At 64.7% G+C, this 14,946-nt stretch carries 13 protein-coding genes and 1 riboswitch; of the genes, 10 read left to right on the top strand and 3 right to left on the bottom strand.

All coding sequences use genetic code 11. The annotated features are described in order from the left end of the window. Positions 1-20: 20 nt before the first annotated feature. On the bottom strand, positions 21-1,046 hold the full coding sequence (cobT, locus tag WD767_04430; protein ID MEX2615323.1) for a nicotinate-nucleotide--dimethylbenzimidazole phosphoribosyltransferase: 1,026 nt from the start codon (positions 1,044-1,046) through the stop codon (positions 21-23). Positions 1,047-1,305: 259 nt separating this feature from the next. Next, entirely contained in the window at positions 1,306-1,752 is a 447-nt protein-coding gene (locus WD767_04425; GenBank protein ID MEX2615322.1) for a GNAT family N-acetyltransferase, read from the bottom strand. 159 nt (positions 1,753-1,911) lie between these two features. On the opposite strand from WD767_04425, the gene cobS reads away from it, so the two are divergent. The 10 genes from cobS (at position 1,912) to WD767_04375 (ending at position 13,896) form a co-directional block, all read left to right on the top strand. Then, positions 1,912-2,688, top strand: coding sequence for an adenosylcobinamide-GDP ribazoletransferase (cobS, locus tag WD767_04420; protein MEX2615321.1), 777 nt, complete (start codon positions 1,912-1,914; stop codon positions 2,686-2,688). A 16-nt stretch (positions 2,689-2,704) separates the two neighbouring features. Beyond that, positions 2,705-3,325, top strand: a complete 621-nt coding sequence (locus WD767_04415) for a histidine phosphatase family protein (GenBank protein ID MEX2615320.1) — start codon at positions 2,705-2,707, stop codon at positions 3,323-3,325. Positions 3,326-3,491: 166 nt separating this feature from the next. Then, a complete protein-coding gene (locus tag WD767_04410) occupies positions 3,492-4,043 on the top strand; it encodes a DUF2062 domain-containing protein (GenBank protein MEX2615319.1) in 552 nt (183 codons plus the stop codon). Positions 4,044-4,091: 48 nt separating this feature from the next. Continuing rightward, a riboswitch (cobalamin riboswitch) is annotated at positions 4,092-4,221 on the top strand. A gap of 13 nt (positions 4,222-4,234) precedes the next feature. Then, a complete protein-coding gene (gene cobU / locus WD767_04405; GenBank protein ID MEX2615318.1) occupies positions 4,235-4,819 on the top strand; it encodes a bifunctional adenosylcobinamide kinase/adenosylcobinamide-phosphate guanylyltransferase in 585 nt (194 codons plus the stop codon). A gap of 6 nt (positions 4,820-4,825) precedes the next feature. Further along, complete coding sequence (gene cobW, locus WD767_04400) at positions 4,826-5,854, top strand: cobalamin biosynthesis protein CobW (GenBank protein ID MEX2615317.1); 1,029 nt, start codon at positions 4,826-4,828, stop codon at positions 5,852-5,854. A 6-nt stretch (positions 5,855-5,860) separates the two neighbouring features. After that, positions 5,861-9,724, top strand: a complete 3,864-nt coding sequence (cobN, locus tag WD767_04395) for a cobaltochelatase subunit CobN (GenBank protein ID MEX2615316.1) — start codon at positions 5,861-5,863, stop codon at positions 9,722-9,724. Positions 9,725-9,871: 147 nt separating this feature from the next. Continuing rightward, a complete protein-coding gene (locus WD767_04390; GenBank protein MEX2615315.1) occupies positions 9,872-10,840 on the top strand; it encodes a sulfotransferase in 969 nt (322 codons plus the stop codon). A gap of 197 nt (positions 10,841-11,037) precedes the next feature. Continuing rightward, the gene (gene cobO, locus WD767_04385; GenBank protein ID MEX2615314.1) at positions 11,038-11,661 is read left to right on the top strand and encodes a cob(I)yrinic acid a,c-diamide adenosyltransferase; all 624 of its coding nucleotides are present in this window, start codon (positions 11,038-11,040) and stop codon (positions 11,659-11,661) included. Positions 11,662-11,704: 43 nt separating this feature from the next. Continuing rightward, the gene (locus WD767_04380; GenBank protein MEX2615313.1) at positions 11,705-12,397 is read left to right on the top strand and encodes a lipid-binding SYLF domain-containing protein; all 693 of its coding nucleotides are present in this window, start codon (positions 11,705-11,707) and stop codon (positions 12,395-12,397) included. 20 nt (positions 12,398-12,417) lie between these two features. Further along, positions 12,418-13,896 (top strand): cobyric acid synthase, encoded by a 1,479-nt coding sequence (locus tag WD767_04375; GenBank protein MEX2615312.1) that lies wholly within the window; start codon positions 12,418-12,420, stop codon positions 13,894-13,896. Here WD767_04375 and cbiB read toward each other — a convergent pair. Beyond that, on the bottom strand, positions 13,868-14,857 hold the full coding sequence (gene cbiB / locus WD767_04370) for an adenosylcobinamide-phosphate synthase CbiB (GenBank protein MEX2615311.1): 990 nt from the start codon (positions 14,855-14,857) through the stop codon (positions 13,868-13,870). The two genes, WD767_04375 and cbiB, sit on opposite strands and share 29 nt — an antisense overlap. Positions 14,858-14,946 lie beyond the last annotated feature (89 nt).

Below are 14,946 nucleotides of genomic sequence, written 5' to 3'. Positions count from 1 at the left end.
CAATCTTCCCGCCGATCGTATTATACGGGCCCGTCCACCCGCGCCTGCGCGAAAGTCGCCATACCCGTATGGCAGGCGATCGCGGCGCGCACCAGCCCCAGCGCAACCGCCGCGCCGGTCCCTTCGCCGAGCCGCATGCCCAGATCCAGCAGCGGGCGCTTGCCGATGACGTCCAGCAGGCGCCTGTGCCCCGGTTCCGCCGAACAATGCCCGACGATGCAATGGTCCAGCGAACCGGAATCTATCGCATACAACACCGATGCCGCAGCCGTACAGGCGAAGCCATCGAGAATGACCGGCACGCGGCCGATCCGCGCCGCCAGGATCGCGCCGCCGATCGCCGCCAGTTCGTGGCCGCCGAGGCGACGCAGCACTTCCAGCGGATCGCCCGCCGCATCACGGTGCAGGGCGACACCTTGCGCCACGACCGCCGTCTTGCGCCGCAGCGCCTCTCCGGCGAGGCCGGTGCCGGGGCCGGTCCAGTCTTCCGGCGCGCCGCCGAACAGCGCATTGCATAGCGCCGCGGCGCTGGTCGTGTTGGCAATGCCCATTTCGCCAAGACACAGGATATCGATCTGATCCTCCACCGCCATCATGCCATAGGCCATCGCCCGGGCGCATTCTTCCTCGTCCAGCGCGGCGTCCCGGGTGAAATCCCGTGTCGGATGGTCCAGCGCCATTTCGTAGACCCTGAGATCCGCATCCTGCTGCAGGCACAGCTGATTGACGGCGGCCCCGCCGCCCTGGAAATTCGCCACCATCTGCGCGGTAACGGCGGCCGGATACGCCGATACGCCCTGGACGGCGACGCCGTGATTGGCGGCGAACACCGCGACGCGCGGATGTTCGATTTGCGGTGGATGCCTGCCCTGCCAGGCAGCGCACCATTGCGTCAGCGATTCCAGCCGCCCCAACGATTTCGCCGGTTTGGTCAGCTCCGCTTCGCGCGCCGCTGTCTTGTCCCGCGCCGCGTCGTCCGCCGCGGGCAGCAGGGCAAACAATTCCCGGATTTCCGCAAATGTCGCCTCGACCACACGCTCCACCATGTTTCCTCCGCCGGTTCGGATCGGGACCGCCGCCAGGAGTCCGTCATGCCAATTCCCCCGCGCCGCGACCGCGGCGTGGGCCGGCCCTCGTATATGACGGTTCAGCCGGCACCGCAAATTCATCGGTGGCCAACTCTGATTTTCCGCCGTCAACCATGACTGCCGCGGCCGCCACGGGCGCGGAATATCCAAGGCCGGGAAACAAGAGGCGTATCAACCGGCGCATCCGACGGAAAAAAGCTGAAGGACCTGATCGACGCTACAGATGCAGCCGGAAGGGAATCATGGTTGACCGCTTGAAGCCGAACCGTTCGTAAAAGCGGTGCGCGGCGCTATTGTCCCGGTCGCTGTTCAGGGAAATACGACCGACCCGCGCCCGGCGGCAGGTATCCATCACGCCCCGCATCAGGGCCGCCCCGGTGCCCCGGCCGCGCATGGCATGATCCACAACCAGATCGTCAAGCAGCGCGACGCGCCCGCCCAGTACCGTGCTGACCGTGAACAGCAGCGTCGCCATGCCGGTCAGGCGGCCGTTATCGTCCGCCACCAGAATTGTGCCGGCCGATGGATCGGCAAGGATCAGCAACAAGCCGGCGCGCTGCGCCGCATCGTCCGGGCGGAACTCCGCTTCCTGACCGAACAGCTGGCCCAAAAGACGCGTCAGCGCCGGAATATCGGTTTCAACGGCGGAGCGGATCCGAAGCACAGCGCAAACCTTTCTGGCAGTTCCGGCAACAATCACGAACTGATTCAACTTATCGAGATAGCGCCTTCACAGGTTTGAACGGAACCTGTTGCGGTTCCGTTCAAACCTGTGAAAGTGCTATAGGACACCGACACAATGCAGATTTTCACAACAGGAACAATGACCGACACGAACTCAAAACAGCCGCCGTCATCGCAGTACCTGATACGCGACCTGCGCATCGCCATCGCGTTCCTGACACGGCTGCCGATCGCCGGCGCGGAAGGCGGGCTGGCGGCTGCCAGTTGGGCCTTTCCCGTCGCCGGCCTTCTGGTCGGGGTGTGCGGCGGGCTGGCTTTCGGGCTGTCCCTGGGGATCGGCGCGCCCGGCGCCGTCGCGGCGCTGATCGCGCTCGCGGCAACCGCGATCGTTACCGGCGCGCTGCACGAAGACGGGCTGGCCGATACCGCAGACGGGTTTGGCGGCGGTACGACACCTGAGCGCAAACTGGAAATCATGCGCGACAGCCGCAGCGGCGCCTTCGGTGTGCTGGCGCTTGTTTTCAGCGTCGCCCTGCGCGCCGCCGCCCTCGCCGCCATTCACCAAACCGATGCCGCCGTCGCCGCGCTGATCGCCGCCGCGGCCCTGTCGCGCGGACTGCTGCCGGCGGTCATGAACGTGCTGCCCATTGCCAGCAGCACCGGGCTGGCGGCGGCGGCCGGCCGTCCGCCAAACGGCACGGCCTGGGTTGCGGCGGGTATCGGCGCCATTGCCGCGCTGGTCCTGCTGGGTCCGGGCGCCGGCATTGCGGCAATCATACTGGCCTGCGTGGCCGTCACGGGGCTGGCCGTGCTGGCCCGCCGGCAGATCGGCGGCTATAACGGCGATACACTGGGCGCGGCGCAACAGGTGGCGGAAGCCGCCGTCCTGGTCGCGGCCGCCGCGCAGTTTGCATAGCAGAGGAAACACAACGGTGAGCACCGTGACCCGCTGGTGGTGGGTTCGTCACGCGCCGGTTCCTGACGGGCTGGATATTGTCTACGGGCAGCGCGACCTGGACGCCGACTGCACCGATACGCATGCCTTCAGGGCGCTGGCGGGTATCCTGCCCGCCAATGCCGTGCTGGTCACCAGCGATCTGAGGCGCGCCACCCAGACCGCCGACGCCATCCGGGCCGCCGGGCTGGACGTGCCGGCGCCGCTGCGCGAACCGGACCTGCGCGAACAGAATTTCGGCGATTGGCAGGGCATGCGCAACGAGGCATTCGCCGCCCTGCGCGACAGCATGCCGCCGCAATCCTGGCGCGCCCCCGCATTTGTCCGGGCCCCGAACGGAGAAAGCTTTGCCGATCTTGTTTCCCGCGCTGTCCCGGCCATCATCCGCCTGTCGGCGGACCATGCCGGGCGTGACATCATCGCCGTAGCCCATGGCGGTACAATCCGCGCGGCACTGTCGCTGGCACTGGGTCTCGGCCCGGAACGCGCACTCGCCTTCAGCGTCGTTCATCTGGGCGTCACACAGCTCGACTACATTACCGGGCTGGCCGAAGGCGAAGCCTGGCGGGTATCCGGCGTCAACAGACCGGCGTATTAACGGTCGCAAAATCCGAATGCCGAATTGTTGAAACCGATGCGCGGACTGTCATTGCCCCTTTCACGTCGGCACCGATATAAACGACTACCAGTATGCTAGTTTCACGAAGGAGACGCAGAGGGTGAGGGCATTGCAGTCCCGTCCCATTGTACAGAGCTTGCGGCGTATGCTGCGGTATCGCCTGCTCGTGCCGCTGCTGCGCGCCAAACATTCCCCGCACTATACGGCGCGCGGTGTCTTTATCGGGTTGCTGGTCGCGATGACGCCGACCGTCGGCGTGCAGATGCCCATCTGTCTGGCCATCTGGATCGTGCTGCGGATAATCCGGCCGGAATGGGACTTCAGCGCCATCGTCGCCATGGCCTGGACCTGGGTTACCAATATTTTTACCCTGGGGCCGATGTATTACCTTTTCCTCGTGACCGGCCGGCTGATGCTGGGCGAAAACAGTAACTTTTCCGGTTATGACGAATTTACCGCCACGCTTACGAATATGCTGGACGCCGATGCCGGATTCCTGGACTCGATCTGGATCTATACGGTCGCGCTCTTCGAAAGATGGGGCCTGCCGATGTTTATCGGATCGATCCCCTGGGCATTGCTCAGCGCCGTCATAGGCTACTGGTGGAGCCTGAAACTGCTGGAGCGGATGCGGGTCCGGCGCATGCGGAAACGCCTCGGACGGAAGGGGCAGCCCGGCATCGGCGTCTCCCGGTAACGCTTGCCCCCGGCGATGCGGCGCGGTACCGTCGCGCCAGCGTGCCAGAACAGGGAAGTCCGGTGCAAGCCCGGCGCTGCCCCCGCAACTGTGACAGGCGGACCCGGAACAAATTGCCACTGGCGGCCCTGCCGCCGGGAAGGCGCTCCGGAAAGACCCCGCCCCAGCCAGGAGACCTCTCCGGTGCGCATATGAACTGGCCCCCTCGGGCGGAGGACGATGCCATCGATACGAAGGAAGAATCCGCGTTGCGTCCGGTGACGCTTGTCCTGGGCGGCGCGGCGTCGGGAAAAAGCCGTCACGCGGAAACGCTGATCGAAGCCGGTTTCGGCACGTCCTGGACGGGTGCGACCTATATCGCCACCGCGCATGCGGGCGATGCGGAAATGATCGACAGGATCAAACGGCACCGGCGACGCCGAGGCGACCGCTGGCAAACGGTGGAGGAACCGCTGGCGCTGGCCTTCGCCATCGCAAAACATGCGGCGCCGAACCGGCCGGTGCTGGTCGACTGCCTGACCCTCTGGATCACCAATGTGATGCTGGCCGACCGTGACGCGGACAGGGAAACCCGGCATCTGGTCGATACGCTGGCCGGCCTGGCTGGCCCGGTGGTAATTGTCGCCAACGAGGTAGGGCTTGGCGTTGTGCCCGCGAATCCGCTGGCGCGCGCCTTCCGCGACATGGCCGGAAACCTGAACCAGGCGGTTGCCGCCGCCGCCGACCGCGTCCAGTTTATGGCCGCCGGGCTGCCCCTCACGCTAAAGGACAATTAGAATATCATGACCGAAAAAATTCCCGCGACCGTCATCACCGGCTTTCTTGGCGCCGGCAAGACCAGCCTGATCCGCCACATGATCGAACAGAACAGGGGCAAACGGCTGGCCTTTCTGATCAACGAGTTCGGCGACCTCGGCATCGACCGCGATGTCCTCCTGGGTTGCGGGATCGAGGATTGCGGGGAGGACGATATCGTCGAACTTGCCAATGGCTGTATCTGTTGCACGGTCGCCGACGATTTCCTGCCCGCCATGGAGATCATCCTGAACCGTGACAATCCGCCCGATCACATCATCATCGAGACGTCCGGGCTGGCGCTGCCCAAGCCGCTGGTCAAGGCGTTCAACTGGCCGGAAGTGCGCAGCCGCGTCACCGTCGACGGCGTGATCGCCGTTGTCGATTCCGCGGCGATGGCCGAAGGCGTATTTACCGCCGACCCCGCCGCCCTGCTGGCGGCGCGCATGGCCGACCCGGCGCTGGATCATGACGACCCCCTGGAGGAAGTCTTTCAGGACCAGCTGGCCTGCGCCGATATGGTGGTGATGAACAAGACGGACCTGATCCCGAAGGCCGCCGCCACCGTCCTTCGCCACCAGATGGCGGCGCGCATCCGGCCAGGCGCCCAGGTGATCAGCGCCGCCAACGCCCGGGTCGACCCTGCTGTCCTGCTGGGGCTCGGCGCGGGCGCGGAGGACGACCTGGACACACGGCATTCCCGTCACGACGACGAATCCGATCACGACCATGACGATTTCGAAAGCTTTATCATCACACCCGGGCCCGTCGCGGATGCGGACGCGCTGGAGAAGCGGCTGCGGCAGGCCGTGGCGCAGCACCATATCCTGCGGGTGAAGGGTTTCCTTGACCGCCCGGGAATCGCCCGTCGCGAAGTCGTGCAGATGGTCGGTCCGCGGCTCGACCGGTATTTCGACCGCGAATGGACGCCGGGCGAGGAGCGCCGCAGCCATATTGTCGTCATCGGCTTCGCGGGGCTGGACAAGAAGGCGATCTGGGAGACGGTGCTGGGCTGACACGGGATGCACCTGCTCGCCACCCAGCCCGGCACGATCGAGGACGGAAGCCCCGCCATCGACCTGGAACAGACGCCGGGCGATGTCGTCATCCTGACCGCCGCCGATAGCGAGATTGCCGGCTTCGCTGCCGCGCACAGGCACAGAGCCGGTGCGATTTCCCTGCGGCTGGCCAACCTGATGCAGCTCGGCCACAACATGTCGGTCGATCTCTACGTCGAATCCGTGGTCGGACAGGCAAAACTGGTGATCGTCCGCCTGCTCGGCGGGCGTGGCTACTGGCCCTACGGTGTGGAGCAGATCGCCGATACCTGCCGCAGGGAAAACATCGCATTGGCCTTCCTGCCCGGCGACGACCAGCCGGACGCCGAATTGACCTCGCTGTCCACCCTGCCGGGCGATGTGGCCCACCGGCTGTGGCAATACTGCGTGCAGGGCGGTCCGGCGAATTACCGCGAATGCCTCGCCTATGCCGCCAGCCTTTGCGGGCATGACACCGAATGGCGCGAACCCGCCCCGTTGCTGCGCGCCGGGTTGTATGCGCCGGACCGCGCGCCGGAAACCATCGCCGATCTGGACTGGCGGCCCGACCGCCCGGCGGCGGCGCTGGTGTTCTACCGCGCGCTGGTACAGGCATCGAACACCGCCGCCATCGACGCCATGATAACCGCGCTGAATGCGGCGGGACTGAACGTGCTGCCGGTCTACGCCACCAGTCTGAAGGACCCGGTCGCGGCGGAAACCATGCGCCGGCTGATTGCCGAAGCCGCCCCCGCCGTCATCCTGAACGGCACCGGTTTCGCCCTGAGCAGCCCTGGGGCGAAGCGCAGTGAAACGCCCTTCGACGATGCCGACTGCCCGATCCTGCAGATCGTGTTTTCCGGCGGGACGGAAGAAGCCTGGCGCGGCAGCACGCGCGGACTGTCGGCGCGGGATATCGCGATGAACGTGGCGTTGCCGGAAGTGGACGGCCGCCTGCTCACCCGCGCGGTTTCCTTCAAGGCGCCGGCGCAGCGCGACGACGCGGTCGAAGCCGATATCGTCACCTACAAACCAGTCGCCGACCGTTGCGCCTTCGTGGCGACGCTCGCCGCCAACTGGGCAATGCTGCGGAACACGAAGCCGGGTGACCGGCGCGTCGCGCTGATCCTCGCCAACTACCCGAACCGGGACGGGCGCATCGGCAACGGCGTCGGCCTGGACACACCGGCCGGCACCGTCACCGTGCTGCGGGCAATGGGTTCCGCCGGTTACCGCGTGACGGACATTCCCGAAGACGGCGATGCGCTGGTCGCGCGGCTGACCGAGGGGCCGACCAATGCGGGCTGGCGCGGCCGCAGGATCGAGGAAACTTTGTCGCTCGCCGATTACCACCTGTTCTTCGGCGGGCTGCCAGAAGCCGTGCGTGCGCAGGTCGCCGAACGCTGGGGTCCGCCGGAATCGGACCCGTTCTACCGCGAAGGCGAACTGGATTGCGGCAGCTTCACGATTCCCGCCTTCCGCTGCGGCGGCGTCGCCATCGGCCTGCAGCCGGCGCGCGGATATAATATTGACCCGGTGGCCAGCTATCACGACCCGGCGCTGGTGCCGCCGCACAACTACTTTGCGTTTTACGCCTGGCTGCGGGAATCGTTCCGGGCGCAGGCGCTGGTCCATATGGGCAAACATGGCAACCTGGAATGGCTGCCGGGCAAGGCGCTGGCGCTGTCGGAAGAATGCTTTCCGGAAGCGACACTGGGACCGCTGCCGAACCTGTACCCGTTCATCGTCAACGATCCGGGCGAAGGGACGCAGGCCAAGCGCCGCGCACAGGCGGTGGTGATCGATCACATGACGCCGCCGCTGACCCGCGCCGAAAGCTATGGCCCGCTGAAGGATCTGGAGGCGCTGGTCGATGAGTATTTCGAAGCCGCCGGAGTCGACCCCCGGCGCCTGAAGGTGCTCGGCGGCCAGATCCTGGAACTGACCCGGTCGCTGGGGCTGGACAGGGATTGCGGCATCGCGCCGGACGCATCGGAGGACGATGCGCTGGGCAAGCTCGACAATTTCCTGTGCGAGTTGAAGGAAATGCAGATCCGCGACGGGTTGCATGTCTTCGGCGAATCGCCGGACGGGGACCGGCTGAACGACCTGCTGGTCGCGCTGGCCCGGGTACCGCGCGGCAAGGGCAAAGGCGGCGACGCCTCGCTGATCCGCGCGCTGGCGAAGGACCTCGGGCTTGTATTCGATCCACTGGACTGCGTGTTAGGAGATGCGTGGTATGAGGCACGGCCGGGAGAACTCGCAACGGTGATCGTGTCTCCCCCTCACCCCGACCCTCTCCCCACAGGGAGAGGGAGTGAAGAATTGGGCGATGGATCGAATCTTTCTCCCTCGCCCCCCTTGGGGGGAGAGGGTCGGGGTGAGGGGGTCGCGCGTGCAATCCCTTGGCGCACCAATGGCGACACGGTGGAGCGCCTCGAAATTCTGGCGCTGAACCTTGTCAGCGGCACGTCGACTCCCTCTGCCGATTGGACCGCCTCCCTCCCCGTCCTCGACGAAATCGAAAGCCGTATCCGTCCCGATGTCGAAGCCTGCGGCGATGCCGAAATCGCCGGGCTGCTGGCCGGGCTGGACGGCCGTTTTGTTGCGCCCGGCCCGTCCGGCGCGCCGACGCGCGGCAGGCCGGATGTATTGCCGACTGGACGCAACTTCTATTCCATCGACACCCGCACCGCGCCGACGCCGGCGGCCTGGCTGCTGGGATGGAAGTCCGCGCAGATGCTGGTCGAACGCCACGCGCAGGACCATGGCGACTGGCCGAAGACCATGGCGCTGTCCGCCTGGGGCACGTCCAACATGCGCACCGGCGGCGACGATATCGCCCAGGCGCTGGCGCTGATCGGCGCGCGCCCGACATGGGATTCGGCGTCGCGCCGGGTTACCGGGTTCGAGGTGTTGCCGCTGAACGTGCTGGACCGGCCCCGGGTCGACGTTACCCTGCGGATTTCAGGTTTCTTCCGTGACGCCTTTCCAAACCTGATCGACCTGTTCGATTCCGCCGTGCGCGCGGTGGCGGCGCTGGACGAAGACGCGCGCGATAACCCGCTGGCCGCGCGCACACGTGAAGACACGGCGGCGCTGGAAACGGAGGGCATCGACGCCGCCACCGCGATGCGCCGCGCCGCCGCGCGCATCTTCGGATCCAGACCGGGCGCCTATGGCGCTGGACTGCAGGCGCTGATCGACGAGAAAGGGTGGGAATCGCGCGACGATCTGGCCCGCGCCTATATCGCCTGGGGCGGCTATGCCTATGGCGCGGGATCGGACGGCGAGGCGGCTCACGGGATGCTGGAAAACCGGCTGCGCGGGGTCGATGCCGTGGTCCACAACCAGGACAACCGCGAGCACGACCTGCTGGATTCCGACGACTATTACCAGTTCGAAGGCGGGATGACCGCTACCGTGCACAGCCTGCGGGGCGAGCGGCCAGCCGTTTATCATAACGACCATTCGCGCCCGGAAAGCCCGCGCATCCGCACGCTGGAGGAGGAAATCGCCCGCACCGTGCGGGGCCGGGTGCTGAACCCGAAGTGGATCGCCGGCGTGATGCGCCACGGCTACAAGGGCGCCTTCGAAATGGCGGCGACGGTCGATTACATGTTCGCCTTCGCCGCCACGACCGGCGCGGTACAGGACCACCATTTCGATGCCGTGTTCGAGGCCTATCTGGGCGACGACACCGTGCGCGGCTTCATCCGCGACCACAATCCGGCGGCGCTGCGGGAGATCGCCGAACGCCTGATCGAGGCGCAGGACCGCCGATTGTGGCAGCCGAAATCGAACACCGCCCGGCGTGCGCTGGAAGCAATGGCCGCACAGGGAAATTAACGGTTCGCAATCAGCGGCGTTCAATCGGTTGCGGTCGGGCTTCTCAAAGAAAGAATATTTTTGCCTATCGCAACGGAACCCGTTTCCGCATGCAGCGTTGGCTGCAAATGCAATGGAAACGGCTGATTTCGATAGGCTTAATTTCATATGATTTTAATTCACGGCGCCCCCAGGTCGGGAACGACGTGGCTGGCAAAAATATTCGACAGCCATCCAGATGTGCTTTACCGACACGAGCCGGATATTGAACTTCGCAATACAGATATTCCCTTCTTGCCGCGGGAAGATGAAATTGAAGCTAGTGCCTCTGCTGCTCGCGAATATGTAGCGACGATGCATCGCATCAGGACGCTGCGCACTTCCGGCACATTGCCCGTTTTTCCCAAGGCGCATAACTCCAGACTGAGTTGGTTGACGCGCTACTTTATCGTGGCTGCATTACATGCGCTTGATCAGTTTCCCGCCAAACCACGTTGGGTCGGTAAAATCGATGTTCCGGATCTTATCAGTAGACGTAACGAAGATTCAGTTGTCCCCGTGATTAAATCAGTGGGCTCCTTAGCAAGGATACGGCTGTATTTGCATGCTGTCCCAGAATCCAAGGTGGTTTTTATCATCCGTCATCCATGCGGATACGTTTCCTCCGTCATGCGAGGCAGAAAAACGGGCAGCATGGGATCCAATGTGGCAATCAGTGGCCTGGCCGAGACCGGCCCGGGCAGGCGCCGCGGACTCACCAACGAGTATCTGGCAAAAACCGTTCCTGTCGAGAGGCTGGCCTGGGTTTGGACATTGCTCAACGAATTGGCACTCGAAAACAGCGATAACTCAGAACGCTTCAAATTGGTCCGGTATGAAGATTTATGTGAATCTCCTATAAAGTTGTCGAAGGAACTATTCGCGTTTTGCAACCTGGATTGGAAAAACCAATCGGAAAAATTCCTGCAACGGAGCACAAATGGCCCTCGCGATGCCCGTTATTTCAGTGTAATTCGTGATCCGCTGGATGCGGCAATGCGCTGGCAAAAGGAAATGACGGCTGGCGATATCGAGACCGTGGAAAAAATCGCAAAAAATTCGCTGCCGGGGAATTTATTCTACAACAATTCCCTGTAATCGCGCTCAACACCCGCGCAAATCATCCAAGATACACCCAAGGACCTGCAATGCGTCTTCCTGTGGCGGCGATAGCCGTGCCGTTCCCGGATATTCGCGATTTGCACACACGCCATAACCTTTGCACAATTCGCGTGTATGATATCCGTGAATAACGCCCGTAATACATAGGCGCCGGGAACAGGAGATAAACGCGGATGAAGACCGAGGGGATGACGGAGGCCGAAGCGGACGCGCGGCATGCGGAAAAGATGGCCAGCAAGAAGGCCGCCAGAGACCGGATGCTGGCCGGCAAGACCATTGAGAAGGGACTGCTGATCGTCCATACCGGCAAGGGCAAGGGGAAGTCCACCGCCGCCATGGGACTGGCGGTGCGGGCCATCGGCAACGGCATGAAGGTCGGCATCGTGCAGTTCGTAAAGGGTGCCTGGGCAACCGGGGAACGCGAGGTGCTGGATAAATTCCCCGAACGCTGCACGATCAAGGCAATGGGCGAGGGCTTCACCTGGGATACCCAGGACCGGCAGCGCGATATCGCCGCCGCCCGCGCCGCCTGGGAATACGCGAAGGCGCTGATGACTGACCCTTCATACCGGATGATAATTCTCGATGAACTAAATATAGTATTGCGCTATGATTATTTACCCCTAAATGAGGTGGTGGAAACGCTTTCGGCGAGGCCGGAAAACCTTCACGTCGTGGTCACCGGACGCAACGCCAAGGACGCCCTGATCGACTTGGCGGATCTGGTGACGGAAATGACGCAGGTGAAACATCCGTTCCGCAGCGGCGTAAAGGCACAGGCGGGCATCGAATTCTGAGGGGCAGCCTTCATGGACCCCCAACGGCAACGGGAAACAGAGCATGACACGGATTACAGCATTTTTCTTCGCGGCCCTGATGGCGGCCTCCTTCGCGGCGAGCACACCGGCCCGGGCGCTGTCGGAGCAACAGGAACTGATCGATAAATCGATCATCACCATCGAAAAACTGGCCGGCCGCGAAGACATCAGGGACCACGTCAGGAAATACCTGCGCGAAGCCCGCGGCGTCTTCATCGTTCCGGCCCTGATCAAGGGCGCCTTCATCGTCGGCGGCGAGGGCGGCACCGGGGTCCTGATGGCCAAGGGCAGCGGCAACCAGTGGAGCTATCCCGCTTTCTATACGATGGGTGCGGCGAGCTTCGGATTACAGGCCGGCGGCCAGGTGTCGGAAACCATGCTGATCATCATGACCGCGAAGGGGCTGACTTCTATCCTTGAAAACAGGGTGAAGATCGGCGGCGACCTGAGCGCGGCGGTCGGCCCCTACGGCGTCGGCATCGAAGGCTCGACCACGACGGCGGTCGGCGCGGATATCATCACCTATTCGATCGGCAAGGGCGCCTTCCTGGGCGGCTCGATCGAAGGCGCGGTGATCGAACGGCGCCCATCCATGAATTACGAATATTATAACGATACGACGGCGACACCGAATGCGATTCTGCTCGACGGCAAATTCGCCAATCCGCAGGCCGACCGGTTGCGTCAGGTCATCGGAAACGTCAGCGCCAAATAATCCGTACAGGATGGCCGGGAATGCCCGCCGCATTGATGCTGCAGGGCACGGGCTCCGATGTCGGCAAGTCGCTGCTGGTTGCCGGGCTGGCCCGCGCCTGCCTTAGGCGCGGGCTGACGGTGCGGCCCTTCAAGCCGCAAAACATGTCCAACAACGCCGCCGTCACCGCCGATGGCGGCGAAATCGGCCGGGCCCAGGCGTTGCAGGCGCGGGCCTGCGGCGTGCCCCCCAGTGTCGACATGAATCCGGTATTGCTGAAACCGCAGGCGGAAGCCGAAGCGCAGGTCATTTTATGCGGCAGGATCTTCGGCACCGCCGGCGCGCGGGACTATTACCGGCTGAAGCCGCAATTGCTGCCGCGTGTACTGGACAGTTTCCACCGGCTCGGCCGCCAGGCCGACCTGGTGCTGGTCGAGGGCGCCGGCAGCCCGGCGGAGGTCAACCTGCGCGCGGGCGATATCGCCAATATGGGTTTCGCCGAAGCGGCCAATGTGCCGGTGGTGCTGGTCGCCGATATCAACCGGGGCGGCGTGATCGCCAGCCTGGTCGGCACCCATGCATTGCTGACCGATGCCGAACGCAGGCTGCTGCGCGGTTATATCGTCAACAAGTTCCGCGGCGACCAGCGGTTGTTCGACCCGGCGCTGGACATCATCCGGGACCGCACAGCCATGCCCTGTTACGGGGTGGTTCCCTGGTTCGAAGCGGCACGGCTGCTGCCGGCGGAGGACGCCATGGCGCTGGATCGCCCGACGGCGACGGCGGCGTCCGGCGCGATCCGGATTGCCGTGCCGCGACTGGGCCGGATCGCCAATTTCGACGACCTGGACCCGCTGGGCGCGGAGCCGGGTGTCGCCGTGACTATCGTGCAGCCGGGCGACCCGATCCCCGGCGACGCGGATATCGTGCTGCTGTCGGGATCGAAGGCGGTGCGCGCGGACCTCGCGGTACTGCGGGCGGAAGGCTGGGATATCGATATTCACGCCCATGTCCGGCGCGGCGGTATCGTGGTCGGCTTGTGCGGCGGCTACCAGATGCTGGGGAACAGCGTCGCCGATCCGGACGGGATCGAGGGGCCGGCTGGCGTCAGCGACGGGCTCGGCCTGCTTGACGTGGCGACGGTGCTGGCCGGCGACAAGACACTGACCGACGCGCAGGGCGCCGAAACCGCGACCGGCGCGACGGTACGGGGATACGAGATGCATATGGGCCGCACGACCGGGCCGGGACTTGCCCGCCCCATGCTCGATTTCAGCGGCCGGGCGGACGGCGCGGTTTCAGCAGACGGGCGGGTCATGGGCTGTTACCTGCACGGGTTGTTCGCGGCGGATGATTTCCGCACGGCGTTCCTGTCGCGGATCCGGACCGGCCATGTCGCCGGGGCGGCGTATGATTTGCAGGTGGAGACAATACTGGACCGGCTGGCGGCGCATCTGGAGGCGCATGTGGATATAGACCGGCTGCTGGCGATCAGTTCAGCCGCATCGACGCCAGGGTGACATAGAACAGCAGATGCAGCACCCCTGTAACGCCATACAGCAGCAGGGCGCGGTCAATATCGCGCACAGTGGCGCGGGGGTTGCCGTCGCCCAGCCATGCCGCCTTCACGACGCCGCCCAGATATTGGCGCGGACCGCCCAGCGACAGGCGCAACGCGCCGGCCACCGCGGCTTCGGGCCAGCCGGCATTGGGCGAATCATGCCTCCCCGCGTCGCGCCACATGATGCGCAGGGCGCGCAGGGGATTGGCGGTGGGCGTCACGATAGCAGCCAGCACGAACAGCAGGCCGGCAAGCCGCGCCGGGATCAGGTTCACCACATCGTCCAGCCGTGCCGCCGCCATGCCGAAATCGCGGTATTGCTCGGACCTGTACCCGATCATGCTGTCCATCGTGTTGATCGCCTTGTAGGCGAACAGCCCGGGCAGCCCCAGGATCACGTACCAGAAGGCGGGGGCGACGACGCCATCGGCGAAATTCTCGGCCAGCGATTCGATGGCGCCCCGGGCCACCCCGTGTTCGTCCAGCCGGTCGGTCTTGCGCCCGACAATATGGGCGACGGCGGCGCGGCCCGCCGGCAGCCCGTCCCGGCGCAGCGCAATGGCGACGGCGCGGGCATGGCCGTAGAGGCTGCGCTGCGCGATCAGCACGGTGACGAAGAACAGCTCGATCCCCCAGCCATAGGGAATATTCCGTCCGGCCTCGCCCAGCGCCCAGCCGGTCAGCGCCGCCAGCCCGGAGACAATGAGTGTGACGATTATGCCCCGGATCAGGCGGTTCGCGGCGCTGCGGCCGCTGCGGTTCAGCCTTGCATCCAGGAAGCCGATCAACCGCCCGGCCAGCACGACGGGATGCGGCAGAATACGGAACAGCCAGCGCATGTCGCCGACGATCGCGTCCAGAATCAGGGCGAATGTCAGGACGACCAGCGGGTCCGCCGCGCGGGCAACAGTTTCGGGCATCGAAATCATCCGGCGATCATAGAGAGAATTGGCCTGACCCGCACGAGCTGGACTGTTAACATGCGTTCGGGATATTTTTCGTAAAAGGG

It is taken from the genome of Alphaproteobacteria bacterium (assembly GCA_040905865.1).
Taxonomy (GTDB): domain Bacteria; phylum Pseudomonadota; class Alphaproteobacteria; order UBA8366.
Note: the sequence above shows the minus strand (reverse complement) of the source record. Positions and strands in the feature narration are given on the sequence as shown.

Bases quoted from the DNA above. Each gene is read 5' to 3' on its own strand.
- cobS (MEX2615321.1), top strand. From the start codon at position 1,912: ATGACCGACACGAACTCAAAACAGCCGCCGTCATCGCAGTACCTGATA.
- WD767_04375 (MEX2615312.1), top strand. From the start codon at position 12,418: ATGCCCGCCGCATTGATGCTGCAGGGCACGGGCTCCGATGTCGGCAAG.
- WD767_04380 (MEX2615313.1), top strand. From the start codon at position 11,705: ATGACACGGATTACAGCATTTTTCTTCGCGGCCCTGATGGCGGCCTCC.
- WD767_04390 (MEX2615315.1), top strand. From the start codon at position 9,872: ATGATTTTAATTCACGGCGCCCCCAGGTCGGGAACGACGTGGCTGGCA.
- cobN (MEX2615316.1), top strand. From the start codon at position 5,861: ATGCACCTGCTCGCCACCCAGCCCGGCACGATCGAGGACGGAAGCCCC.
- cbiB (MEX2615311.1), bottom strand. From the start codon at position 14,857: ATGCCCGAAACTGTTGCCCGCGCGGCGGACCCGCTGGTCGTCCTGACA.
- cobW (MEX2615317.1), top strand. From the start codon at position 4,826: ATGACCGAAAAAATTCCCGCGACCGTCATCACCGGCTTTCTTGGCGCC.
- WD767_04410 (MEX2615319.1), top strand. From the start codon at position 3,492: ATGCTGCGGTATCGCCTGCTCGTGCCGCTGCTGCGCGCCAAACATTCC.
- cobU (MEX2615318.1), top strand. From the start codon at position 4,235: ATGAACTGGCCCCCTCGGGCGGAGGACGATGCCATCGATACGAAGGAA.
- cobT (MEX2615323.1), bottom strand. From the start codon at position 1,046: ATGGTGGAGCGTGTGGTCGAGGCGACATTTGCGGAAATCCGGGAATTG.
- cobO (MEX2615314.1), top strand. From the start codon at position 11,038: ATGAAGACCGAGGGGATGACGGAGGCCGAAGCGGACGCGCGGCATGCG.